Annotated in this window: 25 protein-coding genes and 1 riboswitch; of the genes, 11 read left to right on the top strand and 14 right to left on the bottom strand. The window is 64.0% G+C overall.

Annotated features, from left to right (window positions below):
* The 5 genes from V9L20_RS13715 to V9L20_RS13695 form a co-directional block, all read right to left on the bottom strand.
* A complete protein-coding gene (locus tag V9L20_RS13715) occupies nucleotides 1–1,629 on the bottom strand; it encodes a peptide chain release factor 3 (RefSeq protein WP_337297005.1) in 1,629 nt (542 codons plus the stop codon).
* 79 nt (nucleotides 1,630–1,708) lie between these two features.
* Nucleotides 1,709–3,871, bottom strand: a complete 2,163-nt coding sequence (locus V9L20_RS13710; RefSeq protein WP_337297004.1) for a hypothetical protein — start codon at nucleotides 3,869–3,871, stop codon at nucleotides 1,709–1,711.
* 77 nt (nucleotides 3,872–3,948) lie between these two features.
* Nucleotides 3,949–5,925, bottom strand: a complete 1,977-nt coding sequence (locus V9L20_RS13705; protein WP_337297003.1) for a trypsin-like serine protease — start codon at nucleotides 5,923–5,925, stop codon at nucleotides 3,949–3,951.
* 208 nt (nucleotides 5,926–6,133) lie between these two features.
* A complete protein-coding gene (phaP, locus tag V9L20_RS13700; RefSeq protein ID WP_337297002.1) occupies nucleotides 6,134–6,646 on the bottom strand; it encodes a TIGR01841 family phasin in 513 nt (170 codons plus the stop codon).
* Between the two features lie 142 nt (nucleotides 6,647–6,788).
* Complete coding sequence (locus V9L20_RS13695) at nucleotides 6,789–7,157, bottom strand: hypothetical protein (protein ID WP_443098577.1); 369 nt, start codon at nucleotides 7,155–7,157, stop codon at nucleotides 6,789–6,791.
* A 116-nt stretch (nucleotides 7,158–7,273) separates the two neighbouring features.
* Nucleotides 7,274–7,342: riboswitch (S-adenosyl-L-homocysteine riboswitch) on the top strand.
* A 66-nt stretch (nucleotides 7,343–7,408) separates the two neighbouring features.
* Here V9L20_RS13695 and ahcY point away from each other — a divergent pair.
* The 4 genes from ahcY (at nucleotide 7,409) to V9L20_RS13675 (ending at nucleotide 11,154) form a co-directional block, all read left to right on the top strand.
* Complete coding sequence (ahcY, locus tag V9L20_RS13690; RefSeq protein ID WP_337297001.1) at nucleotides 7,409–8,848, top strand: adenosylhomocysteinase; 1,440 nt, start codon at nucleotides 7,409–7,411, stop codon at nucleotides 8,846–8,848.
* Nucleotides 8,849–9,637: a TlyA family RNA methyltransferase gene (locus V9L20_RS13685; RefSeq protein WP_337297000.1), complete on the top strand. Its 789-nt coding sequence runs from the start codon at nucleotides 8,849–8,851 to the stop codon at nucleotides 9,635–9,637. It begins immediately after the preceding gene.
* Between the two features lie 9 nt (nucleotides 9,638–9,646).
* Entirely contained in the window at nucleotides 9,647–10,471 is an 825-nt protein-coding gene (gene metF / locus V9L20_RS13680) for a methylenetetrahydrofolate reductase [NAD(P)H] (RefSeq protein ID WP_337296999.1), read from the top strand.
* An 86-nt stretch (nucleotides 10,472–10,557) separates the two neighbouring features.
* Complete coding sequence (locus tag V9L20_RS13675) at nucleotides 10,558–11,154, top strand: septal ring lytic transglycosylase RlpA family protein (RefSeq protein WP_337297048.1); 597 nt, start codon at nucleotides 10,558–10,560, stop codon at nucleotides 11,152–11,154.
* A 31-nt stretch (nucleotides 11,155–11,185) separates the two neighbouring features.
* Here V9L20_RS13675 and V9L20_RS13670 read toward each other — a convergent pair whose 3' ends face one another.
* A complete protein-coding gene (locus V9L20_RS13670) occupies nucleotides 11,186–12,145 on the bottom strand; it encodes a 23S rRNA (adenine(2030)-N(6))-methyltransferase RlmJ (protein WP_337296998.1) in 960 nt (319 codons plus the stop codon).
* A 223-nt stretch (nucleotides 12,146–12,368) separates the two neighbouring features.
* Between V9L20_RS13670 and rplM the strand changes: the two genes are divergently transcribed.
* The 3 genes from rplM to erpA all read left to right on the top strand — a co-directional run bounded on the left by rplM (nucleotide 12,369) and on the right by erpA (nucleotide 13,749).
* Nucleotides 12,369–12,800, top strand: coding sequence for a 50S ribosomal protein L13 (rplM, locus tag V9L20_RS13665; protein ID WP_028259766.1), 432 nt, complete (start codon nucleotides 12,369–12,371; stop codon nucleotides 12,798–12,800).
* 12 nt (nucleotides 12,801–12,812) lie between these two features.
* Complete coding sequence (gene rpsI / locus V9L20_RS13660) at nucleotides 12,813–13,205, top strand: 30S ribosomal protein S9 (RefSeq protein WP_126749434.1); 393 nt, start codon at nucleotides 12,813–12,815, stop codon at nucleotides 13,203–13,205.
* A gap of 178 nt (nucleotides 13,206–13,383) precedes the next feature.
* Complete coding sequence (gene erpA, locus V9L20_RS13655) at nucleotides 13,384–13,749, top strand: iron-sulfur cluster insertion protein ErpA (RefSeq protein ID WP_126749433.1); 366 nt, start codon at nucleotides 13,384–13,386, stop codon at nucleotides 13,747–13,749.
* A gap of 100 nt (nucleotides 13,750–13,849) precedes the next feature.
* On the opposite strand, the gene V9L20_RS13650 is transcribed toward erpA, so the two are convergent.
* Together V9L20_RS13650 and V9L20_RS13645 are read right to left on the bottom strand one after the other, a co-directional pair.
* Nucleotides 13,850–14,977 carry an anhydro-N-acetylmuramic acid kinase gene (locus V9L20_RS13650; protein WP_337296997.1) on the bottom strand — a complete coding sequence of 376 codons (1,128 nt, stop codon included), beginning with the start codon at nucleotides 14,975–14,977 and terminating at the stop codon, nucleotides 13,850–13,852.
* Nucleotides 14,978–15,036: 59 nt separating this feature from the next.
* A complete protein-coding gene (locus V9L20_RS13645; protein ID WP_157616027.1) occupies nucleotides 15,037–16,377 on the bottom strand; it encodes a peptidoglycan DD-metalloendopeptidase family protein in 1,341 nt (446 codons plus the stop codon).
* A 157-nt stretch (nucleotides 16,378–16,534) separates the two neighbouring features.
* On the opposite strand from V9L20_RS13645, the gene tyrS reads away from it, so the two are divergent.
* Complete coding sequence (tyrS, locus tag V9L20_RS13640) at nucleotides 16,535–17,767, top strand: tyrosine--tRNA ligase (RefSeq protein WP_337296996.1); 1,233 nt, start codon at nucleotides 16,535–16,537, stop codon at nucleotides 17,765–17,767.
* Between the two features lie 40 nt (nucleotides 17,768–17,807).
* Here the strand turns inward: tyrS and V9L20_RS13635 are convergent, their stop codons facing one another.
* A complete protein-coding gene (locus V9L20_RS13635; protein ID WP_443098580.1) occupies nucleotides 17,808–18,419 on the bottom strand; it encodes an OmpA family protein in 612 nt (203 codons plus the stop codon).
* Between the two features lie 2 nt (nucleotides 18,420–18,421).
* Nucleotides 18,422–18,916 carry a FecR family protein gene (locus tag V9L20_RS13630; protein WP_337296995.1) on the bottom strand — a complete coding sequence of 165 codons (495 nt, stop codon included), beginning with the start codon at nucleotides 18,914–18,916 and terminating at the stop codon, nucleotides 18,422–18,424.
* A gap of 143 nt (nucleotides 18,917–19,059) precedes the next feature.
* Between V9L20_RS13630 and V9L20_RS13625 the strand changes: the two genes are divergently transcribed.
* A complete protein-coding gene (locus V9L20_RS13625) occupies nucleotides 19,060–19,971 on the top strand; it encodes a cation diffusion facilitator family transporter (protein WP_337296994.1) in 912 nt (303 codons plus the stop codon).
* Nucleotides 19,968–20,411, top strand: coding sequence for a D-aminoacyl-tRNA deacylase (gene dtd / locus V9L20_RS13620; protein WP_337296993.1), 444 nt, complete (start codon nucleotides 19,968–19,970; stop codon nucleotides 20,409–20,411). The genes V9L20_RS13625 and dtd overlap by 4 nt, the downstream gene beginning before the upstream one ends.
* 10 nt (nucleotides 20,412–20,421) lie before the next feature.
* On the opposite strand, the gene V9L20_RS13615 is transcribed toward dtd, so the two are convergent.
* From V9L20_RS13615 to V9L20_RS13605, 3 genes are read right to left on the bottom strand one after another with little or no spacing between them, the layout of a single operon-like run.
* Nucleotides 20,422–21,021 (bottom strand): class I SAM-dependent methyltransferase, encoded by a 600-nt coding sequence (locus V9L20_RS13615; protein WP_337296992.1) that lies wholly within the window; start codon nucleotides 21,019–21,021, stop codon nucleotides 20,422–20,424.
* Between the two features lie 2 nt (nucleotides 21,022–21,023).
* Nucleotides 21,024–21,485 carry an rRNA maturation RNase YbeY gene (gene ybeY / locus V9L20_RS13610; RefSeq protein ID WP_258502441.1) on the bottom strand — a complete coding sequence of 154 codons (462 nt, stop codon included), beginning with the start codon at nucleotides 21,483–21,485 and terminating at the stop codon, nucleotides 21,024–21,026.
* A gap of 1 nt (nucleotide 21,486) precedes the next feature.
* Nucleotides 21,487–22,443 (bottom strand): PhoH family protein, encoded by a 957-nt coding sequence (locus V9L20_RS13605; protein WP_307699071.1) that lies wholly within the window; start codon nucleotides 22,441–22,443, stop codon nucleotides 21,487–21,489.
* Between the two features lie 20 nt (nucleotides 22,444–22,463).
* Between V9L20_RS13605 and ruvA the strand changes: the two genes are divergently transcribed.
* The gene (gene ruvA / locus V9L20_RS13600; RefSeq protein ID WP_337296991.1) at nucleotides 22,464–23,036 is read left to right on the top strand and encodes a Holliday junction branch migration protein RuvA; all 573 of its coding nucleotides are present in this window, start codon (nucleotides 22,464–22,466) and stop codon (nucleotides 23,034–23,036) included.
* 18 nt (nucleotides 23,037–23,054) lie between these two features.
* Here the strand turns inward: ruvA and V9L20_RS13595 are convergent, their stop codons facing one another.
* Nucleotides 23,055–23,642: a YdeI/OmpD-associated family protein gene (locus V9L20_RS13595; RefSeq protein WP_337297047.1), complete on the bottom strand. Its 588-nt coding sequence runs from the start codon at nucleotides 23,640–23,642 to the stop codon at nucleotides 23,055–23,057.
* Nucleotides 23,643–23,677 lie beyond the last annotated feature (35 nt).

Here is a 23,677-nt window from a genome sequence, read left to right as displayed (position 1 = left end):
TCAGCCCGCGCTCTGCAGCGCCAGGCCCGCGTGCTCGCGCAGCGGATGGAAATGAATTTTCGGAAAGCGCTCCTGCGCCAGCCGCACGTCGTAAGGCGAAGTGCACAGAAAAGCCAGCGTATCGGCCGCGTCCTTTGCCATGCGCTGCGGGTAGGCGTTGACGAACTCGCGCAGCTCGGTCGGCGAATCGGCCGTGATCCAGCGTGCGCCGGTGTATTGGCAGCCTTCGAGCCGTACATCCGCGTCGTACTCGGCCTTCAGCCGGTGCTGCACCACTTCGAACTGCAGTTGGCCGACGGCGCCCAGCAGCATCGGCCCGCCGATTTCGGGGCGGAACACCTGGATGGCACCTTCCTCGCCGAGCTGGGCCAGGCCCTGCTGCAATTGCTTGGTGCGCAGCGGGTTCTTGAGGATCACGGTCATGAAGAGTTCGGGTGCGAAGAAGGGCAGGCCTGTGAACTGCAGGCTCGCGCCGTCGGTGATGGTGTCGCCCAGTTGCACGCCGCCGTGGGTGGTAAAGCCCACGATGTCGCCCGCATAGGCCTCTTCGACCGCCTCGCGGCGCTGGCTCATGAAGGTGACCACGCTGGTGGGGCGCAGTTCCTTGGCGGTGCGCTGCACCTTGAGCTTCATGCCCGGCGTGTACTTGCCCGAGGCCATGCGCACAAAGGCGATGCGGTCGCGGTGGTTGGCGTCCATGTTGGCCTGTACCTTGAAGACCACGCCCGCGAAGTCCTTGTCCTCGGGCTGGATCTCCTTCACCACCGGCTGGCGGTTGACCATGGTGGTGCTGGTGCGCGACTGCGGCGGCGGCGCGAGGTCGACCAGCGCGTCGAGCACTTCCATCACGCCGAAGTTGTTCACACCGGAGCCGAAGAACACGGGCGTCTGCTTGCCGGCCAGGAAGGCCTCGCGGTCCCAGGTGGGGGAGGCGCCGGTGGCCAACTCCATGCTGTCCATGGCGGATTCGAAATCGGCACCGAAGCGCTTGGTGAGCGTGTCGCGCTCCGAGAGCGGAATGGTCTCGAAATCTTGCGGCAGCCGCTCGCTGCCCGACTCGAACACGGTCATCGTCTGCGTGCGCAGGTTCATGATCCCGCGGAAGCTCTTGCCCTGGCCGACCGGCCAGGTCATCGGCACGCACGGCATGCCGAGCTCGCGCTCCACTTCGTCGAGGATGTCGAGCGGCTCGCGCACTTCGCGGTCCATCTTGTTGACGAAGGTGATGATGGGCGTGTCGCGCTGGCGGCAAACCTCGATCAGCCGGCGCGTCTGCGCTTCCACGCCGTTGGCCGCGTCGATCACCATCAGGGCCGAGTCCACCGCCGTGAGCACGCGGTAGGTGTCTTCCGAGAAGTCCTTGTGGCCGGGCGTGTCGAGCAGGTTGATCACGTGGTCTCGGTACAGCATCTGCATGACCGACGAGGCCACAGAGATGCCGCGCTGCTTTTCGATTTCCATCCAGTCGGAAGTCGCGTGGCGCGAGGCCTTGCGCGCCTTGACCGAGCCGGCGATCTGGATCGCGCCGGAGAAAAGCAGCAGCTTCTCGGTCAGCGTGGTCTTGCCGGCGTCAGGGTGGGAAATGATCGCAAAGGTGCGACGGCGGCGGGTTTCGGCAACAAAAGACAAGGTGGGCAATCTGCGAAGGAGTTACCCGATTTTAGAAGTACGTCCCCCTCGTCACGGTAGATCGCTTTGTTCCCTCGGGTCAGTTAGCCAGACTGATGTGCAATTGGCTTGCATCGCCACTGGTGGGCATGGCAAACATGAACAAATCGTCCTGGATCACTGCGTACGGCGTTCCGATCGTATCCGCCCCAATCTTGACTTGCGTGTTATTCGTCACTGGACTCAACGCCAGTGAGAACAACGCCGTCGTCCCGTCGGATCGGGCGTATGTGGTTGTATAGCTCGAAGTGTCTACGAGCATAGCGCCGAGGTCGCCGGAGCCTGAGTAACTGCGCCCACTGAGGCTGGTCCAGTTGGCGGAGCCAGTGGAGGGGCGACGCAAGCCCATCACCATGTAGCCGCCGACGCGGGTGGGGTTGTCATACATCTGGGTCGTTGCGTAGAGAGCGAGCCGGCGGGTTCCAACTCTTGCCACGTAAAGGCGTGTCACCCAAGCCGGGGCGGAGAGCAGCCAGGACTCAGGCGTCACTCCGGTTATCACAGAGAAGGGAGATGAAGAGCCATCCGCGCAGCTCGTGACCGGCACCAGCTTGCAGAGCTGGGCGCTCGAGCCGGACGCAGGGATGGCCATGCGCATCAGGTTGAGCGGATACGCGTTCGCACCGACCGGTATACCCGCCACCATCAAGTCGTAGAGGCCCTCTAGCTCGCCGCGATACGTCACGAAGTTGCGTGCCGCAACGAAAGGCTGGATCTGATACTGATTGGGAGGTAGCGCGTGGACGTAGAACGGGAAGGCCCCAATAATCGCGTCCTGCGCGACGCGGAACCGCGCCGTGTTCACGGCGCCGGTGATCCGCTGGCTATCGAAGATGTAACTGCCCGGATCGCTAGGGTCGGCACTGAACGTGCCACTGCTGGCCTGACTGAAGTCTTCGTTCATCCGGTAAGTGCCAGCATCAAAGTCGAGTGTCAACTTCACGATCGAACGCTGACCCGAAAAAACGTGGTACGTGCCACTGCGGGTATCCACGCCGGCATGATCCTTGAACAGCCCGACTTGAATATAGCCCTGCGTATCCGGATTGCGGGCGCCGAGGACCACCGACAGCGCACCGTTCTGGATCGCGAAGTACTTTTGTGTACCGTTGAGGTCGACTCCGCGGATGCCCAGCGGCGCGGACTCTCCGAGGGTGCTCACCGTACGGACCAGCGTTGACGGCGTACCTGTCGCATCAAAACTGGTGCGTGAGGAGCTCGTAGGACCAATGATGTTCGTGCCCCAGCGCCCATCAGAGGACCCCCCACCATAGCGCGCCGTAGGCCAGATGGTTGCATCTTTCAACCCGACCCGGAACACATGAATACCGGGAGCGGCGTCCGTGTAACCCCCTGACAGCCAGACGTTCTCCCCCCCGATGCGCGCCATGCGGAACTGCAGTACATCGTTGGGCGCCGCGATGTTGGTGCCGGTCCACACTGAATCAACAGAGGCCGTCAGGAGGTAAGAGCGCCTCGACTGGTATGGGCACGTGGCTATGCGATAAATACCGATATCGAAACACATCTCCAGCAGCGTGCCGTTGCCCGAAATCTCCATTGCGAGGATCTGTGAGTCCGAACTCCCGTCGCTGTTGCGGCTGATGCCAAATCGATTGTAAGAACCATCGAGCTCGGCCGGGTTCGTAACGAAAGCACGTGCCCCGATGAATGGCACTACCTCATAGCGGACGGGATCCGACCAAGGCTTTTCGAATGGGAAGGCGCCAACGATTGCGTCGGCAGTGATGCGAAAGCGTGCCGTGTTGACGACGCTCGTGATACGCGTGCTCGCGAAGATGTAAGTCCCCGGCTCCGTCGCATCCTCGCTGAACGTACCGGAGGTGCCTTGCCCCGAATTGTCCGCTACGGTGTAGGTCCTGGTATCGAAATCAAGCGCGAGGCGTTTCCGCGACCCGTTGCCGGCGTAGACATGGAATTGGCCGTTTCTTGCGAACGCGAAGGGGCTCCTCGCGAGCGGGCGAATGACAGAGCCGAGCTCTTTGGTGCCAGTCGTTGCATGTTCGCCTGCGGGCGCCGCAAAGTCAGTCCTGGGAAGCGAACTCGACTCGCCGGCTGCGAATAACCTCGCGGCCGCGCCGTCTGGTCCTGAGTCGCCCGATGCGTTGCCAGTCCCCCCACCACAACCTGTAAGGATGACGCCGAAAAGCAGCAGTCCGCACAAGCCAAGATCTCGTTGCATACAGGCACGCCTTCTTTGTTTTTTTGCGCGCAACTCAACCGTTTTACGAAGAGCTGCCAGATGGCCCAGCTATTAGGTCAAGGGCTTCCCCATGCGAAGTACCTGACCCCCTCATACGCATATTGTGGGATGTTTTGTCGGATGTTGTCACGCTCGCTTGCACTCATCGTATAGAAATGAGTTTGTGCTTGCGAATGATAGAACCGGTACATCGGCATGGCTCCGCTGGTCTGCGAAGTAGTGGCGTACCAAGTTATGTAGTTGTATTCATACCAAGGCATGTTGGCTTGGATATTCGCCCGCTCCTGCTCGTCCATCGTGTAGAAGTGCGTGCCGTTGCGCGTGTTATAGAACCGGTAAACCGGCTTGGTGCCCGGCGCAGCCGCACCGAACGCGAAGAACGCGGGCCCTTCATAGTTGTACTCGGGCAGCTTGGTGATGACGAGATCGCGTTCGGACACGCTGGAGGTATAGAAGTGTGCGCCGGTTTTGGTGTTGTAGAAGCGATAGATGGGCGTACGTACCGTGGTTGAGGGCGCATCGAGCCACTGTTGCAGTGCAGCTTGGAAGGCGAGATCAAAGCGCCCGTAGAAGTCATACCCACCAGGGTTGCTGCACGAAGATGCTCCGCCCAGCAATTGTCCGACCAGATAGTCATTGCCATTGAGCCTTCTGAAGAGCCCTGAGCCGCTGCTGCCCCCCTCGGTCACGCCGTTGTACCAACTGACGGCGAGGAACTTGGCATTGCTCCCCGTGGCAGCATAACAATTCGAACTCCCGCAAGCTGCGGTTCCAAGATAGCTGCCTTCACTGTACTTCTGCACATCGCCTTTGGGGTGATGTACGCCGTAGACGCCTTGGACACCGTTATACGAATCAGGACTGAAAGGGCTCGATCCCGCAAACAGTGCGCCGGCCGGAGGTTGCGAATTCAGCCGCATGAAGGTGGTATCCGTCGTCGGCTCGGTATAGAGCAGTGTGGCACCCGAGGTCATGGTGGCAAAGGTCGGGTTGACTTGCGTGCTACGGCAGGTTGCCGACTTGTAGAACCACAGGGTGTAAAGGGTCGAGGCAACCGTCTGGTTGGAAATGCAGTGATTGGCGCTCAAGAAATATGGCGTGCCTGTCGACATGCGGTCGTTAAGCAAGGTGCCGGTGCAAACGTAGTTGTTCCCGTCCTTGATGAAATCCATCAATGCGACGGATTTGCTGAGGCTGTCGTATTTTGAGGTGCAGGGAATGTCCGCATTGCACGACCCGGATTCGCCGACTTTTTCCAGCGATTCTTGTTTGGTCATGTCCACGGTCACGTGCGACAGCATGGGCACTGCCACCTTCACTGCATCTACCGCAGCGCTGGGCGGCACCTCAACTTCGACCGTAGTGGCTTCGCCACCCATGTTGGGAGACCAAAAGGTTCGAGCGCTGTCACTCGAATCGCCAGCGGCTAAATTGCGTTGAATGACGGCAAGAATCTCCTGCGCAGACACTTCATACATTTTTTCGCTTGTATCGCCATAGAAGCGAACCATCGTGCCCAAAGGAAGACTGTCTACACGCAAGCCAATTCGAACGCCTCTCGCGCTGGGCGATGCAAACCTCATTGCGGCCAGTTGGCCTCCTCGTTCTGATGGCGTCCAATTCATCAGGCTTGTTACGGCTAGAGGGCTGGCGGTTTGAGCAACCTGACGTGCAACACCGATCTTGGTAGGGACCCCAAAGATCGAAGGCGTCGATTTCAACGGGAGCGAGCTTTCTGCCGCCGGAAGCGAAGGTAGGGTTACCTGTTGCGGTTCCGGGCCGCGGCCGATCAGGCGGACTTTGAACCGATTGACGTCAACTGCCGCGCCCTCCTCCGTTTGGACTCTAGATTCGATAGGCAGCAGGGCGCTACTCGTGGCGGGGCTTGGTTCGGCGCTCTTGGCTGTTGTTTCGACAGTGCCCGATGCCGCTATCAGTTGGGGGGCGGAGCCGCCGTCACTTGATCCTCCACATGCCGTCAGCAATGCTGACAGCATAACCGTGCCCCAACCTAGCTTGAGATTTGCGCGCATATCTTACCCACCCTGAATCGTTACGTCTTGACACGCGATTGTATAAAACGCAAACGTTTCCGGGCTTGGTTCGACAGGGATTTGTCGTGCGAAACATCACGGCAGTCGCAAAAATGCGATGCAAAGCTACATCTATCTCTTCAGCAGTCGTGCCTCCCAAGAAAAATTAAAACTAAAGGATGGCAAATTCAGAAGGGGAGTCTGTTCGCTACTTCCGCTTCAGCATTTTGGTCACTTCGTCCACATTCGCCTGAATGCGCTGGCGCACCAGCTCGAAGGCATCGGCCTGCGACTTGGCCGCCAGGTTGGCGAGTTCCTTGATGTCGTCGATGGCGCGCTGGAACGACTGGCGGCCGAGTTCGTCCAGCTTGGCGAGGTTGGCCTTCGGGTCCCTGCCCGGCATTTCCTTGGCGGCCGTCTGCCATTCGGTGATGGCGTTCTTGATCATCTCGGTCTGCCGCTGCACCACGGTTTGCAGGCCCTGGTAGGACTTTTCGTTGGCTTGCATCAGCGCCTGGAGGTCCTTCTGGCCGCTTTCGAGCAGCTTGCTCGCACCGCCGGTCAGGTTGAGCTCCTGCAGGCGATCGGTCATGGCCTTGAGATTCTTCAGCGGATTCAGCATGTCGGCGGCATCGGGGGCGGATGCCCTGGTGCTCCCGCTGCTGTTTTCGCTGCTGCTGGCCGTAGTCTTCTTCGCGGCGGCTTTCTTGGCTGTGGCCATGGTGCGGTATCTCCTGTGTCAGGTGAACGGGGTGAATGGCAAGGACCGGCCGGACGGCGAAGTCCCTCGCCACGATACGCCGCACTGGAACGGCCGCAATGCCCGCGGCAACAAATTCGCCTTCGGGATTTCCCTTGGGCTGCTACATCGGCGGCGCAAAGCCGTTGCGCCCGGCGGTGACGCGCAGCGCCGTGGGCGTGCCGTTCTTTTCCTGCGCATTGACCAGCACCTTGGCGCCCGGCACCAGCAAAGCCTCGGTGCCGGGTCGGAAGGTCACGACCGGCACATTGGGCGGCACGACGATGATCTTTTCTCCGCCCTTGTACGTCAGCCGAAGCTGCTGTCCGCCGCGTACCGACTTCGGCGCTGCAGCCAGATCGGCCACGGTGGCGTTGGTCATGGTGCTCTGCGGCAGCAGGTCCCACGGACGGTGCCCTTCGCCCGTGCCGCGCGCGGCCTCGGGAAACACCACCACCTCGAGCGCCTTTTGCGAGCCGTCGGCCTGCGGCATGGCGGCGGTGCCGATAAAGCTGCCCCGCTTGATGTCGGACAGGGATGAGAAACGCGCTTTCCGGTATGTGGGATGCCCCGGCGATTGGCTCGCCTCCCCACCCCGTCTACAATCCCCGTTCCGAGGAGCGTTGCAGCGCCATCAGGCGTGAGGCTCGGACTACATCGCAACCACGCTCACCCGCTGTTCTCGCGGTGAGTCTTTTCCCCGAACGCAGTGGCACCTTTCAAACTAGCTTTGTTGGAGTTCTCATGAGCGCTGTTCTCAAGCCCACCCCCGTTTCCACCGCCGACCAGGCGATTGCCGACCTGTCGCTGGCCGCCTGGGGCCGCAAGGAAATCCGCATCGCGGAAACCGAAATGCCCGGCCTGATGGCCATCCGCGAAGAGTTCTCGAAGGCGCAGCCGCTCAAGGGCGCGCGCATCACGGGCTCGCTGCACATGACGATCCAGACCGCCGTGCTGATCGAAACGCTGCAAGCGCTTGGCGCCACCGTTCGCTGGGCCTCGTGCAACATCTTCTCGACGCAGGACCATGCCGCCGCCGCCATTGCCGCAGCCGGCACCCCGGTGTTCGCGATCAAGGGCGAGTCGCTGAAGGACTACTGGGACTACACCCACGCCATCTTCGACTTCGGACCCAAGGGTTCGAAGGGCGAAGGCCCGAACATGATCCTGGACGACGGCGGCGACGCCACGCTGCTGATGCACCTGGGCCAGCGCGCTGAAAAGGACCTGGGCGTGCTCGCCAACCCGACCAGCGAGGAAGAACGCATCCTCTACGCAGCCATCAAGGCCAAGCTGGCTGTCGATTCGACCTGGTACACGCGCAAGTCGGCCGAGATCATCGGCGTGACCGAAGAAACGACGACCGGCGTGCACCGCCTGAACGAGATGAGCGCCAAGGGCACGCTGCTGTTCCGCGCCATCAACGTGAACGACTCGGTCACCAAGAGCAAGTTCGACAACCTCTACGGCTGCCGCGAATCGCTGGTGGACGGTATCAAGCGCGCCACCGACGTGATGATTGCCGGCAAGGTGGCTTGCGTGGCCGGCTACGGCGACGTGGGCAAGGGCTCGGCCCAGGCGTTGCGCGCACTGAGCGCCCAGGTGTGGGTGACCGAGATCGACCCCATCAACGCACTGCAGGCCGCGATGGAAGGCTACAAGGTCGTCACGATGGAATACGCCGCCGACAAGGCCGACATCTTCGTGACCACCACGGGCAACAAGGACGTGATCCGCCACGAACACATGGCTGCAATGAAGGACCAGGCCATCGTCTGCAACATCGGCCACTTCGACAACGAGATCGACGTTGCGTCGATCGAGAAGTACGAGTGGGAGGAGATCAAGCCGCAGGTCGACCACATCACCTTCCCCGACGGCAAGAAGATCATCCTGCTGGCCAAGGGTCGCCTCGTGAACCTGGGCTGCGGCACGGGCCACCCGAGCTTCGTGATGTCGTCGTCTTTCGCCAACCAGACCATTGCGCAGATCGAGCTCTTCACCAAGCCCGATGCCTACCAGGCCGGCAAGGTCTACGTGCTGCCCAAGCACTTGGACGAAAAGGTCGCGCGCCTGCACCTGAAGAAGGTCGGCGCCATGCTCACCGAGCTGACCGACGAACAGGCCGCCTACATCGGCGTGAACAAGGCGGGTCCGTACAAGGCGGACACGTACCGGTACTGAATGCGCGCTGATCAATTGCTGGTCGAACGCGGCTTTGCCGCATCGCGCTCGCAGGCCGTGCGGCTGATTGCCGGCGGCATGCGTTGGCGCGATGCGGGCACGGGCGACGCGTGGCGCTCGGTCGTGAAGAATCGCGACGAAGTGCCCGAGTCGGCTGAGGTCGAACTCGACGACGCGGCGGAGGCCCGCTACGTGTCGCGCGGCGGGCTCAAGCTCGAAGGTGCGCTGGCCGCGAGCGGCCTGGACCCATCGGGCAAGCTGTGCCTCGACGTGGGCCAGTCGACCGGAGGCTTCACCGACTGCCTTCTGCAGCGCGGCGCTGCGAAGGTGGTGGGCGTGGACGTGGGCCATGGGCAGTTGCATGCGCGGTTGCGCGAAGACGAGCGTGTGGTCGCCATCGAAGGCGTCAATGCGCGTGCGTTGTCGGCGGACGATCTGCAAGAGGAGGGTGAGGAGCCCTCCGAATTGCGCTTCGACCTCATCGTCGGTGATCTGTCGTTCATTTCGCAGACGCTGGTGCTACCGGCGCTGATGCCGTTCCTGGCCGACGACGGCCACCTGCTGATGCTGGTCAAGCCGCAGTTCGAACTGCAGCCGGGGCAGGTCGGCAAGGGTGGCATCGTCCGCGACGAGTCGATGTATGCGGTGGTCGAAAAGCGCCTGTGCGATGCCTGCGAAGCCCTCGAGCTTCGCGTGCTGCAGTGGTTTGACAGCCCGATCGCCGGCGGCGACGGCAACCGCGAGTTTTTCATTCACGCCGTGCGCGCTGTTCAAGCGGACGGCTCTTAAGGAACGCAGGTGCGCCTTCCGCTGAGCTTCGAATTCTTTCCGACCAAGACGCCTGAAGGCGCGGTCAAGCTGCGCGCCGTGCGCCAGCAGCTGTATGCGCGCAAGCCCGAGTTCTGCTCGGTCACCTACGGCGCGGGCGGCTCTACGCACCAGGGCACGTTCGGTGCGGTGCAGGAGATCCTGTCCGAGGGCGTCGACGCCGCAAGCCACTTCTCGTGCATTGGCGCCACGCGCGCCACGGTGCGCGAGCAGTTGGCCGAGCTCAAGTCCATGGGCGTGAAGCGCCTCGTCGCGCTGCGCGGCGACCTGCCGAGTGGCTACGGCATCGGCGGCGAATTTCTGTACGCGAGCGATCTCGTGGGCTTCATCCGCGAAGAAACCGGCCGAGACTTCCACATCGAGGTGGCCTGCTACCCCGAGGTGCATCCGCAGGCGCGTTCGCCCGAGGCCGACCTGCAGGCCTTTGCCGCCAAGGTGAAGGCCGGTGCCGATTCTGCGATCACGCAGTACTTCTTCAGCCCCGAGGCGTACTTCCGCTTTGTCGACGATGCGCGCAAGCTGGGGCTCGACACGCCGATCGTCCCGGGCGTCATGCCGATCATCAGCTCGACGCAGCTCATGCGCTTCTCCGACGCCTGCGGCGCCGAGATCCCGCGCTGGATTCGCCTGCGGCTGCAGGGCTTTGGCGACGACACGGCATCCATCAAGGCCTTTGGCCTCGACGTGGTGGCCGACCTCTGCGCGCGCCTGCGCGACGGCGGCGCGCCGGCGCTGCACTTCTACACAATGAACCAGTCGGCGCCGACGCTGGCTGTGCTGGAGCGCCTCGATTGAGGGGGCGCGCGGAAGCAGGACGCTCGCTGCGCGGGGCCTTGCGTGTGGCCCTTGTTGCAGCAACCTGCGCGCTGGCCGGCTGTGCCATGCCCCCGGCCACCGAAGGCCCGGCGGCTGACACGAAAGACGCAAAGCTTTCGCCCTTGTCGCGCCAGCTGGCGGTGCCTGCGGGTGCACCCGCCCGCTCGAGCGTGCCTTCGGTCCGCTACGACCTTGCGGCGCCCAGCTCTGGCGACCTGGGGCCTGACGACGGGGTGCCCGGCGACAGTGGCCCTCGCGAGATCTACGAACGTGGTGGAGCGTCCTGGTACGGCATCCAGTTTCACCAGCGCAAGACCGCGAGCGGCGAACGCTTCGACATGACGGCCATGACGGCGGCCCACAAGACCTTGCCGTTCAACACCCGCGTTTGCGTGCGCAGCCTGGTCACCGGCAGCGAAGTGCTGGTACGCATTACCGACCGGGGCCCCTATGCGCAGGGCCGCATCATCGACCTGAGCCGTGCCGCGGCCGAGCGCATCGGCATGATCGGTCTCGGCATCAAGCAGGTGGCACTGACGATCATCGATCGCGACGGCATGCGCTGCGGTGGTGCCGACGTCGAGGCGGCAGAGCCGCCGCTGGCGTCCGCACCAGCGGCTCCGCGCCGCAAGGTGAATGTGCCGCCGCGCCGCCGACGCTGAAAACGCCGGGCGAAGAAAAATCAGGAAAGGGCTAGCCGCCCGAATCGAGCGAGAAGGCGGCGTGCTTGTCCTGGGCCAGCCGCTCCACCAGCTGCGGCAGGGCAGCCGCCAGCAGCGGCTTCAGCGTATAGGGCGGGTTGATCAGGAACATGCCGCTGGCCGGCAGTCCGGGGCGCTGGGTTTCGCCCGTTGTGGTGGTGATCAGCTTGCTCGACTTGACCGTGAGCGTGGCGTGCAGCCACGACTTGCCGGCCTTGGTCGCCAGCGTCTTCAGCCGCCGCGGGAGGTCGTGCGCCTCTGGCCGCGGGATGATCGGGTACCACACCGCATAGGTGCCGGTCGCAAAGCGCTTGAGCGCCTCGGCCGCGAAGTCCAGCACGCGGCCGTAGTCGCTCTTGATTTCGTAGCTGGGGTCCATCAGCACCAGCGCGCGGCGCGAAGGTGGAGGCAGGAACTTGGTGGCACTGCCGAAGCCGTCTTCGCGCAGCACGGCGATCTGGCGGCCCGCCTCGAGTTGCGCAATGTTGGCATCCAGCGTGCGTGCGTCGGTCGGGTGCAGTTCGAACAGCTTGAGCTTGTCGTGGTCGCGCAGCAGGTGCTGCACGATGAACGGCGAACCCGGGTAGATACGCGCGCCGCCCTTGGGATTGAAGTCGTGAATCACGCTGAGATAGCGTGCAATCGCGTCGGCCAAGGGTGCTTCGGCCTCGGGTGCTGCCTTTTTGGTAGCGGACTTTGCAGCCGGGGCCGGTTGCGCCGTGGGAGCAGCCGCCTTCTTGTCCGAAAGCAGGCGCAATATGCCTTCGGCTGCTTCGCCGCTGGTGCCGGCGTAGTCCCCGTCGAGGCGGTACAGGCCGGCGCCAGCGTGGGTGTCGATGACGGTCAGGGCTGCTTCTTTTTCAAGCAGGTGGTCGAGCGTGGCAATCAGCACCGTGTGCTTGAGCACGTCGGCGTGGTTGCCGGCATGGAAGGCGTGGCGGTAACTGAACATAGGGTAAGGATGGTAACGTCTCGGGCTCCCCGGCAGGCTTCAATTTGCTTCGATGGCCCGATTCTTCGTATAATCGCGGGCTTCGCAGCGTTTTTTGTAGCCCCGCGGCGAAGGCATGTAACCTGGTCTCCAGGGCGCGTGAAACCCACCTAAGAGATTCCCGTCAGAGGAACGCCGACCGTGGAAAAGGGCTCGCCAAACCCTCTTTTCAAGAGAAAAACTCATGACCAAAACGTTCAGCGCCAAGCCCGCTGACGTGACGCACGAGTGGTTTGTGATTGACGCGACCGACAAGGTCCTCGGACGAGTAGCCAGCGAAGTTGCTCTCCGTTTGCGCGGCAAACACAAGGCCATTTATACGCCTCACGTCGATACCGGTGACTTCATCGTCATCATCAACGCAGCCCAGCTGCGCGTCACCGGCGCCAAGTCGATCGACAAGGTGTACTACCGTCACTCGGGCTACCCGGGCGGTATCACGGCGACCAACTTCCGCGACATGCAATCCAAGCACCCGGGCCGCGCCCTGGAAAAGGCTGTCAAGGGCATGCTGCCTAAGGGCCCGCTTGGCTACGCGATGATCAAGAAACTCAAGGTGTACGGTGGCGCTGAGCACCCGCATACCGCCCAACAGCCCAAAGTGCTGGAACTGTAAGGAGCCTTGAGAATGATTGGTGAATGGAACAATGGCACCGGCCGTCGCAAATCGAGCGTTGCCCGTGTGTTTCTGAAAAAGGGCTCGGGCAAGATCACGGTCAACGGCAAGGACATTCAAGAGTTCTTCGGCCGCGAAACCTCGATCATGATCGCGAAGCAACCCCTCGTGCTGACCAACAACCTCGAAGCTTTCGACGTGATGGTCAACGTGAACGGCGGCGGTGAATCGGGCCAGGCCGGCGCAACGCGCCACGGCATCACCCGCGCGCTGATCGACTACGACGCAAGCCTGAAGCCGGTGCTGAGCCAGGCTGGCTTCGTTACCCGCGACGCGCGTGAAGTCGAGCGTAAGAAGGTCGGTTTGCACTCTGCTCGCCGCCGCAAGCAGTTCAGCAAGCGCTGATACTGTCCGCTGCAAGCAAGAGCCGCCTTCGGGCGGCTTTTTCATTGCGGCCCTTGGCGGGGACGGTTTTCGACCCCACTTGTGTTGGGTGCTCGCCAATGCCGCCCTGCCGAGAATGCCGCATTGCAGTAGCATTGGTTCATTGGCCGCCTGTTCGGCCCTCAAGGAGTTATCCCACATGAGCGTTGTTGCCGAAAACATCCAGACCCAGATGCCCGAGCCGATCGTCTTCACGGACAGTGCGGCCGCCAAGGTGGCCGACCTGATCGCCGAGGAGGGCAATCCCGACCTCAAGCTGCGCGTGTTCGTGCAAGGCGGCGGCTGCTCGGGCTTTCAGTACGGCTTCACTTTCGACGAAATCACGAATGAAGACGACACGACCATGACCAAGAACGGCGTGTCGCTGCTGATCGATGCCATGAGCTACCAGTATCTGGTCGGCGCTGAAATCGACTACAAGGAAGACCTGCAGGGCGCCCAGTTCGTGATCAAGAATCCGAACGCCACCAGCACCTGCGGCTGCGGATCCAGCTTCTCGGCTTGATTGCCCTCTTGCCCGTAAAAGCCGCCTTCGGGCGGCTTTTTGTTGCCTGGTGCTTTTATTCTTGCCTGCAAACGAGGCACGGACTCCGCTTGCGGGAGTCTCAGGCCGGGTAAATAGCGCCCAATACCCGGGGCCCGCGCGCACCGGTCACGCTGGCAAGGTTGCCTGCTTCGCGCCGCACGGTGCTGCGCGCCAGCCATGCAAAGGCCGCGGCTTCGACCTGCAGCGGCGGCAGGCCGTGCTTCGTGGACGCGTCCACCGCCACGCCCGGCAGCAACGCGCGCAAACGGGCGAGCAGGTGGTCGTTCAAGGCACCGCCGCCGCAAACGATCAGCAATCTGCTACCGTTTCCATAGCGCTGCACATCAGCCGCACAAACGCTGGCGGTGAATTCGGTCAGGGTCGCTTGCACGTCGGCAGGCGCGGCGCCCGCAACCGCGCCTAGGCGTGCTGAAAGCCAGGACGGGTTGAAAAGATCGCGACCCGTGCTCTTGGGCGGCGCCTTTGCGAAATAGGACTCGGCCTGCAGCGTTGCAAGCAGCTCGGGCAGCACCTGCCCACTTGCGGCCCATTGCCCCCCGCGATCGAAGGGCTCGCCGGTGTGAAGCTGGCACCAGTAATCCATCAAGGCATTGCCTGGCCCGCAGTCGAAACCCAGCACGGCGGGCTCTTCCGGTGCATCGGCGGCGGGTAGCAGGCTCAGATTGGAAATGCCGCCGATGTTCAGCACCGCCACGGGTTCGTCGGCGCGCGCGAAGAGCGCACGGTGGAATGCCGGCACCAGTGGAGCGCCCTGGCCGCCCGCGGCGAGGTCGCGGCTGCGAAAGTCTGCAACCACGTCGATGCCGCTCAATTCGGCCAGCAGCGACGGGTTGTTGGTCTGCAGCGTGTAGCCAACGGCGTCGAATTCGGTGGGACGGTGGCGAACCGTCTGGCCATGAGCGCCAAGCGCCGTAACGGCACTGGCTGGAGTCCCGCTGTCCGCGAGGAGCTGGCCGACGACGCCTGCATAGATGCGGGCCAAGCCATTGCCGGCCAGCGCGGCGCGGTGCAGTTCGTTGTCGCCGGATGTGTTGAGCGCCATCAGTTCCGTCCGCAGATCGGCGGGGAAAGGGGCGGTAGCGTAGGCCCGTACTGCGATGCGGCCTTCGGAAAAGTCGGCCAGAACGCCATCGACGCCGTCGAGCGACGTGCCGGACATCAAGCCGATGAACAGTTCGGCGGCCATACTGAACGGGGCGAGCGGGGCGTTTGTTGTGCCGCCGCTATCTATTGCCCCGCGGGTGCTCAGTCCGCGCTGGCCTGGATGACCGAGAACGCCGCGGCCAGTTCGGTGCGAGCACCGACGGCGATGCGTTCGAAGGCCGGGCGCATGGCCGCGGTGATCGGGGCGCCGCCTTCCTGGGCGATCGAGGCCGGGTCCTGGTATTCGCCGTTCACGCGGAACTCGAAGTGCAGGTGAGGGCCGGTGGCCCAGCCCGTGGAGCCCACGGCGCCGATCGTCTGGCCCTGGCTGATGCTTTCACCGGCCTTGACGTCGACGCGGCTCAGGTGGGCGTAGGCCGTCTGCTGGTTGTTGCGGTGCTTGATGATGACGATGTTGCCGTAGCCGCTTTGCGTGCCGGCGAAATCGACCGTGCCGTCACCGACGCTGCGCACTGCCGTGCCCGTGGGCGCGGCAAAGTCGATGCCGTTGTGCTGGCGCCAGCTGTTCAGGATCGGGTGCATGCGCATCGCAAAGCCGCTCGACACGCGCGAAAACTCGACCGGCGAGCTCAGGTACGCCTTGCGCAGGCTGTCGCCGTTCGGGCGGTAGTAGCTGCCCTTCTGGCCCGGGGGCTGGAACCACACGGCCTGGTGCACCTTGCCGCCGCTCTCGAACTCGGCCGAGAGCACGCGGCCACTGCGCAGCGCCTGGCCGTCGGCTTCGAAGGTTTCGTACACCACCGCAAAGCGGTCGCCCTTGCGCAGCGCGCGCACGTCGACGTCGCCCGCGAAGATGTCGGCCAGCTGGCTCGCGACCGAATCGGGAACGCGGGAGTCGTCGGTGGCTGCGAACAGCGAGGTGCGGATGGTGCCGCTGGCCAGGCGTGTGCCGGGCGTGAGCGTGTCGCGCTCGGTGAGTGCAACGAAGCCGACCGCCGTGCGCTCGATGACGAAGCGCTTGAAGCCGCCGTCGCCGTCGGGAATCCAGCGGGCGCTCAGCTTTTTGAGCTGGTTTTCCTGGGTGGCTTCGGCCGTGATGGTGCGGCCCGCGCGCGCGAAGAGCGCATTGCGGGCTTCGCCGCTCGCGCGCACGAAGGCGGTGGCGGCGGGGTCGGAAATACCCAGGCGCTTCAGCAGGGCCTCGGCCGTGTCGCTCGAACGCGTGATGTCGGTGCGAAACAGCGTGAAGCTGAAGTTCTCGAGCGATTCGCTCTGTTCTGCAAAGGACAGGGGCGCGGTCGCTTCAAGCACCTGTTGGACCGGGAGGTCGGAGGCGTCGGGGCCCAGGGAGGCCACCGCCAGGGTGCCGGCACTCAGCAAGGCAGCCGCGATGGCCGCGGTGATCTGCTTGGGATAGGTCCGGAATGTATAGGCCACGCGAGAAGCCAGGAGCTCCTCGGCGGCGAGAATGCCGTTGATCAAACTTTGAATTCCAGCTCAGGTTCTGCAAATCCGCGCTGCAAAGCCCAGAACGGACAGGGCGGCAGGACGGTGCGGAAAAAAGCGCCGCTTAGAATCCGGCGCTTGAAAAGTCGGGCTGAGTATAGCTTCGGCAACCTGAAAATCAGCCAAAAAGCCTATGAATGCCGAATCTGTTACATCCAATGGCCTGTCCGATGGTGTAAGACGAGCGCTTGAAATCTCCCTCCGGGGCGCCGACGAGCTCCTGCCGCAAGACGAATGGGTGCGCAAGCTGCAGCGCTCGGAGGCCAGCGGAACGCCGCTGCGCATCAAGCTGGGGCTCGATCCGACCGCTCCCGATATCCATATCGGCCATACGGTTGTTCTCAACAAGATGCGGCAGCTCCAAGACCTGGGGCACCGGGTGATTTTCCTGATCGGCGACTTCACGACCACCATTGGCGACCCCTCGGGCCGCAACAGCACTCGGCCGCCTCTCACCCGGGAGCAGATCGAGGCCAACGCCCAAACTTACTACCGGCAGGCCAGCCTGGTGCTGGACCCCGAAAAGACCGAGATTCGCTACAACTCCGAATGGAGCGACCCGCTGGGCGCCCGCGGCATGATCCAGCTGGCCGCCAAGTACACCGTCGCCCGCATGATGGAGCGCGACGACTTCAACAAGCGCTTCAAGGCCGGCCAGTCGATCTCGGTGCACGAGTTCCTCTACCCGCTGATGCAGGGCTACGACTCGGTGGCGCTCAAGAGCGACCTCGAGCTGGGCGGCACCGACCAGAAGTTCAATCTTCTGGTCGGACGGCATCTTCAGCAGGAATACGGGCAAGAGCCGCAGTGCATACTCACTATGCCTCTGCTCGAGGGTCTCGACGGCGTCGAGAAGATGTCCAAGAGCAAGAACAACTACATCGGCATCAGCGAAGACGCGAACACCATGTTCGCCAAGGTGCTATCGATTTCCGACGAGTTGATGTGGCGCTGGTACACCTTGCTGAGCTTCCAGTCGCTGGAGCAGATCGAGGCGCTCAAGGCCGAAATTGCCTCCGGCCGCAATCCGAAGGACGCGAAGGTGGCCCTGGCCAAGGAAATCACCGCCCGCTTCCACAGCGCGGCGGCGGCCGAGGCGGCGGAGCAGGATTTCATCAACCGCAGCAAGGGCGGTGTGCCGGACGACATTCCCGAGGTGTCGCTTGGCGGTGCGCCGCTGGGTATTGCGCAACTACTCAAGCAGGCCGGGCTGGCGCCTTCGACTTCCGAAGGCAACCGGTTGATCGACGGCGGCGGCGTGCGCGTCGATTCGGTCGTGATCAGCGACAAGGCCCTGAAACTGCCGGCGGGCAGCTACGTGGTGCAGGTCGGCAAGCGCAAGTTTGCGCGCGTGACCGTCAGCTGATCAGACCAAAAGGGGCGGCCGCGCTGGCCGCCAGCTGCCTTTACCGGACTTCGATGGTGACGCGCCGGTTGCGCGGCTCGTCCACCTCGTCGGCCGTGGACACGGCGAGTTCGCGTTCGCCGCGGCCTACGGCCTCGATGCGCTTAGCGGGAAATTGCCGGTCTATGAAGAGCTGCACCACTTCCTGCGCCCGGCGCTGCGAAAGCATGTCGTTCTGCTCGAGCGCACCCTTGGTGTCGGTATGTCCGGTCACCACGATGTCGCTGCCGCTGCGGGTTTGAGCCGCAACCAGTGCCTCGTTCATGACCTGCTGCGACGCAGGCGTGAGCGTCGTGCCGCCGGCGTCGAAAAACACGGTGTAGCGCTGCGGCGGAGGCGGACGCATGTCGAACAGTGCCTTGTTCTCGGCCCGCACCTTGGCCGGGTCCGCCTGGTCGACCACGGGGGCGCCCGAAGCGCCGACCGCCGCGGTCGCACGCTGGTAGGGCCTGGAAAGAACTTCTTCGCCGTCCTTCGCGCGCACCACCACCGCAGAGGGCTTGTCGTCCGCCTGGGGCAGCAGCACCACGCGGGTGCCCGGCGAGCTGCAGGCGGCAAGCAGCGCTGCGGTCAGGGCGGCAAGAAGATAGGAGGCATGGGGCCGCAACTTCATCATCATGGCTGCCCGTCGGCTTGCACGATGAAGTCGGTCCCGCGGATTCCGATCGTGGCCGTTTGCGTTTCCACGCGGATCGCGTCGGGGTTGGTCTTGCCGATCAGGCCCGTGATCATGCGCATGGAGCCGCGCAGCAGCGATACGAGCACGCCGCCTTCATGCGTGGTGGCGTTGAAGTGGAATTCCTTCAGGTCCAGCCGCGACGAAGGCCCGACGACGAGCGTCGTGTCGTCGCGCAAGACCACGGCCGCGGAAGAGTCCGGGCCGGTCACGATACGGTCCACCGCGGTGAGCGCATCGCCTGCAGCAGCCACGCGCGGCGTACCGGCCGAGCTGAGCAACTGCACATTGCCGCGCACCGACTTCACGAAGCCCGCCTGAGGCTCCGCAACCGGTGCGGCTATGGGTGCGGTGAGCGCTGCTTGCGCGTGGGCCAACGCCACTGCGCCCCAAAGGGCGAAGCCTCCCAGGGCGATCAGGAATTTTTTCATCATCACTCTCTGCGAATGTCTCGCGGTGACACAAATATTAAATTGAACCTGTTACAAGCGGAGGCCGCTTTTGATAACTCGGCTACAAAGATGCGGTCTTTTGCCGCACTTCTGTCGTTTTTCTTGCTCAACGTCTCTCGCCGCGCATGATTCTTACGCCCAAGACGCTGCTTCGCGTCTCCGTCGCCGTAGCCCTCATCACGATCCTGCTCAAGGGCCTGGCAGGCTACGTCACGAATTCGATGGGCCTGATCTCCGACGCCATGGAGTCGTTCGTCAATCTTGCCAGCGCCATGTTCGCCCTGGCCATGGTGACGGTGGCGGCGCGGCCGGCCGACGAGGACCATCCCTACGGCCACCACAAGGCCGAGTACTTTTCATCGGGCTTCGAAGGCATCCTGATCGTGGGTGCGGCGGCCGCCATTCTCTGGGTTTCCGTGCAGCGGCTGCTTTCTCCTCAGCCGCTCGAGCAGTTGGGCTGGGGGCTCGCGCTTTCGGTGCTTAGTTCCGCATTCAACGCGGGCCTGGCCTATGCGCTGTTTCGCGCGGCGCATACCCACCGGTCCATCGCGCTGGAAGCCGATGCGCGGCATCTCATGACCGACGTCTGGACCTCGGCCGCGGTCGTCATCGGCATTGTGGCCGTGCACTTCAGCGGATGGCTCTGGCTCGATCCGCTGCTCGCCATCGGCGTGGCGCTCAACATCGTGCGGGAAGGCGTGAAGCTCGTGTGGCGCTCGTCGCAGGGCCTGATGGACGAGGCGCTCGAGCCCGAGACCATTGCCACGCTGCGCGCCACGCTCGACGAGTTTGCCGCACGCCTGCCCGAAGGCGCGCGGCTGCGCTTCGACGACATGGTCACGCGGCGCGCGGGCCAGCGCCGGTTTGCCGACCTGCACATGCACGTGCCGGGCGACTGGACACTGCAGCACGCGGCCGCCATGCGCGACGAACTGGAGCAGGCACTTATGGACGCCGTGCCCGGCCTGCGCGTGACCATCCAGCTGCTGCCGCTGGGCATGGAAGCGCGCGCCACGCAGATGGAGGAAGAGGCATGAAAGCCGTGATTCAACGCGTGGCAAGCGCGCGTGTCGATATTGGCGGGCAGACCGCGGGCGCCATCGAGGCCGGCCTGCTCGTGCTGCTCTGCGCCGAGCGCGGCGATGTGGATGCGCTCGCCGACCGCATGCTGGCAAAGATACTGAAACTGCGCATCTTTTCAGACGACGCGGGAAAGATGAACCGCAGCCTGCAGGACATCGGCGGCGGCCTGCTCGTGGTGAGCCAGTTCACGCTCGCGGCCGACGTGAGCGGCGGCAACCGCCCGAGCTTCACGCAGGCAGCGGCGCCGGATGAAGGGCGGCGGCTCTACGATTATTTCGTGGCGCAAGCCCGTGCCGCGCATCCCGTGGTTGCCACGGGCGAGTTCGGCGCCGACATGCAGGTGCACCTGGTCAACGATGGGCCGGTCACCATTCCGCTGCAGATGACGGCGTAGCGCGCTGCCTTCAGTCGCGTTCGAGCACGGCTTCCCAGAGCACCTTCGGCTGTTCGTAGCGCTCGACCGTGCGTTCTTCCAGGTGCAGCATGCGCCAGCCCTCGGTGAAGAGCCGCTCCACCGCTGCGCGGTCGAAAAACCGCTTGGGCACGCCGTCCACGAGGTAGAAAGAATCTTCGCCCTTCGGCGGCGGGCCGATGGCGCCGTGGTGTAAGTCGTTCACCGAGTTCAACCGGCACAGCAACACACCGCCCGGTCGAAGCACGCGGTGAATGCGCCGAGCCAACGCCAGCGTTTCGTCCCAGGCAAAGTAGTGCAGCGAAAGACTCGCGAGCACCACGCCGACGCTTCCGTCGACCACTGGAAAGGGCGCACGGAAATCGGTGCAGTGAAACTCCGCACCCTGCGGCACGCGCGCCCGCGCAGCCGCTACCGATTCGGTCGAGAGTTCGATGCCCACCACGCGGCGCCTCGCATTCACCAGCACCGCACTGTCCCGGCCCGTTCCGCAGCCCAGCTCGAGCACCGGGGCAGCGCCTGCGCGCTCGCCGACCAGATCCAGCCAGCGGTCCAGCCACGGATCGGTGGTATTCGCTTCGGGCGACACCATCGCTACCTGCCGTATGGATTTCGAATGCCGAGGCCCGCCAGGATCTCGATCTCGCGCGCTTCCATTTCCTCGGCATCGGCCTCACCGGTCTCGTGGTCCCAGCCCTGCGCGTGCAGCGTGCCGTGAACGAGCAGGTGCGCGTAGTGCGCGGCCAATGTCTTGCGTTGCTCCTTGGCCTCGGCCGCGACCACCGGCGCGCACAGCACCAGGTCGGCCATCACCATCGGGCTTTGCGCGTAGTCGAACGTCAGCACGTTGGTCGCATAGTCCTTGCCGCGAAATTCGCGGTTCAGGCGCTGGCCTTCCTCGGCATCGACGATGCGCACCGTGATTTCGCCGTCCGCGTCGAGCGCATGGCGGATCCAGCGGGCCACGCTGTGCCGCGGCAATGCGGCGCGATGCCGCTCGATGCCCTTGAAGCGCGGTGCGAACTGCAGCGAAAGCGAAAGCTGGGCCAGCGCCATGTCAGTGCGACCCCGCGCGCTTGCGCTGGCCGTCGTAGGCATCGACGATCTTGGCGACCAGCGGATGCCGCACCACGTCGGCGCTGGTGAAGTGCGTGATGGCAATACCGCTCACGCGCCGCAGCACGCGCTCGGCGTCGATCAACCCGCTCAACTGCTGCTTGGGCAAATCGATCTGGCTCACGTCGCCCGTCACCACCGCCTTGGCACCGAAGCCGATGCGTGTGAGGAACATCTTCATCTGCTCGACCGTGGTGTTCTGCGCTTCATCCAGGATGACGAAGGCGTTGTTCAGCGTGCGTCCGCGCATGAAGGCCAGCGGCGCAATTTCGAGTGCATTGCGCTCGAAAGCCTTCTGCACCTTTTCATAGCCCATCAGGTCATAGAGCGCGTCGTACAGCGGGCGCAGGTAGGGGTCGACCTTCTGCGTCAGGTCGCCCGGCAAGAAGCCGAGCCGCTCGCCGGCTTCCACCGCCGGGCGCGTGAGCACGATGCGCTGCACCGCGGCGCGCTCCAGCGCATCGACCGCGCAGGCCACCGCCAAGTAGGTCTTGCCGGTGCCCGCCGGGCCGATGCCGAAGGTGATGTCGTGCTTGGCGATGTTGTCGAGGTACAGCGCCTGCGTGGGCGTGCGCGCGCGCAGATCGGCGCGGCGGGTGACGAGCATGGCCGCGTCCTCGTCGCCGTCGATCATGGAACCGTCACCCGCCAGCGTGAGCTGCACCACGGCCGGGTCGATCGGGCGCTGGGCGATTTCGTACAGCGCCTGCAGCACGTCCATCGCCCGCTGCGCGGAGGCCTTGGGGCCGTCGACCTTGAACTGCTCGTGGCGGTGCGCGATCTTCACGCCCAGCGCCTCTTCGATGCGGCGCAGGTGTGCGTCCAGCGGTCCGCACAGGTGGCCGAGGCGCGAGTTGTTGGGGGGAGCAAAGGTGTGTCGCAGAATCACGCCGGACATTTCAAGGAAAAAGGGCACCCATGATAGGCAAACTCACCGGCATCCTGGCCGAGCGCAACCCACCGCAAGTGGTGGTGGACTGCAACGGCGTCGGTTACGAGGTCGATGTGCCGATGAGCACGTTCTACAACCTGCCCGGCACCGGAGAGCGCGTTTCGCTGCTCACGCACTTCGTGGTGCGCGAGGACGCGCAGATTCTCTACGGTTTCGGCACCGCCGAGGAGCGTGCGGCTTTTCGGCAACTCATCAAGATCACTGGCGTAGGCCCGCGCACGGCGCTCGGCCTGCTCTCGGGCATGAGCGTGGGCGAGCTGTCGCAGGCCATCACCACGCAGGAGCTCGGCCGCCTCATCAAGATTCCGGGCATCGGCAAGAAGACCGCCGAGCGGCTGCTGCTGGAACTCAAGGGCAAGCTGGGTGCCGACATCGGCCTGCCTGCGCATGCAGCCTCCGATGCGCAGGCCGACATCCTGCAGGCGCTCATCGCGCTGGGCTACAGCGACAAGGAAGCCGCGCTGGCGCTGAAGGCACTGCCAAAGGATGCGACGGTGAGCGAGGGCATCAAGCTGGCGCTGAAGGCGCTGGCGAAGTAGGCCGCCACCCGATCTGGCTCAGGCATGGATCTTCTCGCCCTTGGCGAGCATTTCAACGAATTGCGCGATGCGCCGCGCCCGGGTCTCGGGTTTCTTCGCACCCTGCGTGCGGAACAGCACCGCGTAGCGGTTGCGCGAATCGAGGGTGGCGAAGAAGGCGGCGGCCTTGGGGTTTGCGTCCAGCGCGGCCTGCAGGTCGGGCGGCACGGTGGCGACGTTCTGGGCGTCGTAGGCCGCATCCCAGCGGCCGTCGGCGCGGGCGCGGTCGACCTCTGCCAGGCCGGCAGGCTGCATGCGGCCTTCCTCGATCAGCTTCAGTACCTTGTCGCGGTTGATCTTCGACCAGGTGCTGCGCGGCGTGCGAGGGGTGAAGCGCTGCAGAAAGTACTTGTCGTCTTCCGCCTTGCGCTGCCCGTCGATCCAGCCGTAGCACAGCGCAACCTCGAGTGCCTCGGCGTGGTTGACCGATGCCATGCCGCTGTCCTTCTTGGCCATTCGCAGCCACACGCCGGCCGCGGCGGCATGGTGTCTCTTGAGCCACCGCTCCCATGAGGCGGCGGTGGTGCATTCGACGGGCGTGTCGTGCGGAACGCGCTCGGCCGCCACCGCTTTCTTTGCCCTTGTACTGGTGGGTGCCGTGC

Origin of the sequence: Variovorax sp. CCNWLW225 (assembly GCF_037204045.1) — a bacterium.
Taxonomy (GTDB): Bacteria; Pseudomonadota; Gammaproteobacteria; order Burkholderiales; family Burkholderiaceae_C; genus Variovorax.
Note: the sequence above shows the minus strand (reverse complement) of the source record. Positions and strands in the feature narration are given on the sequence as shown.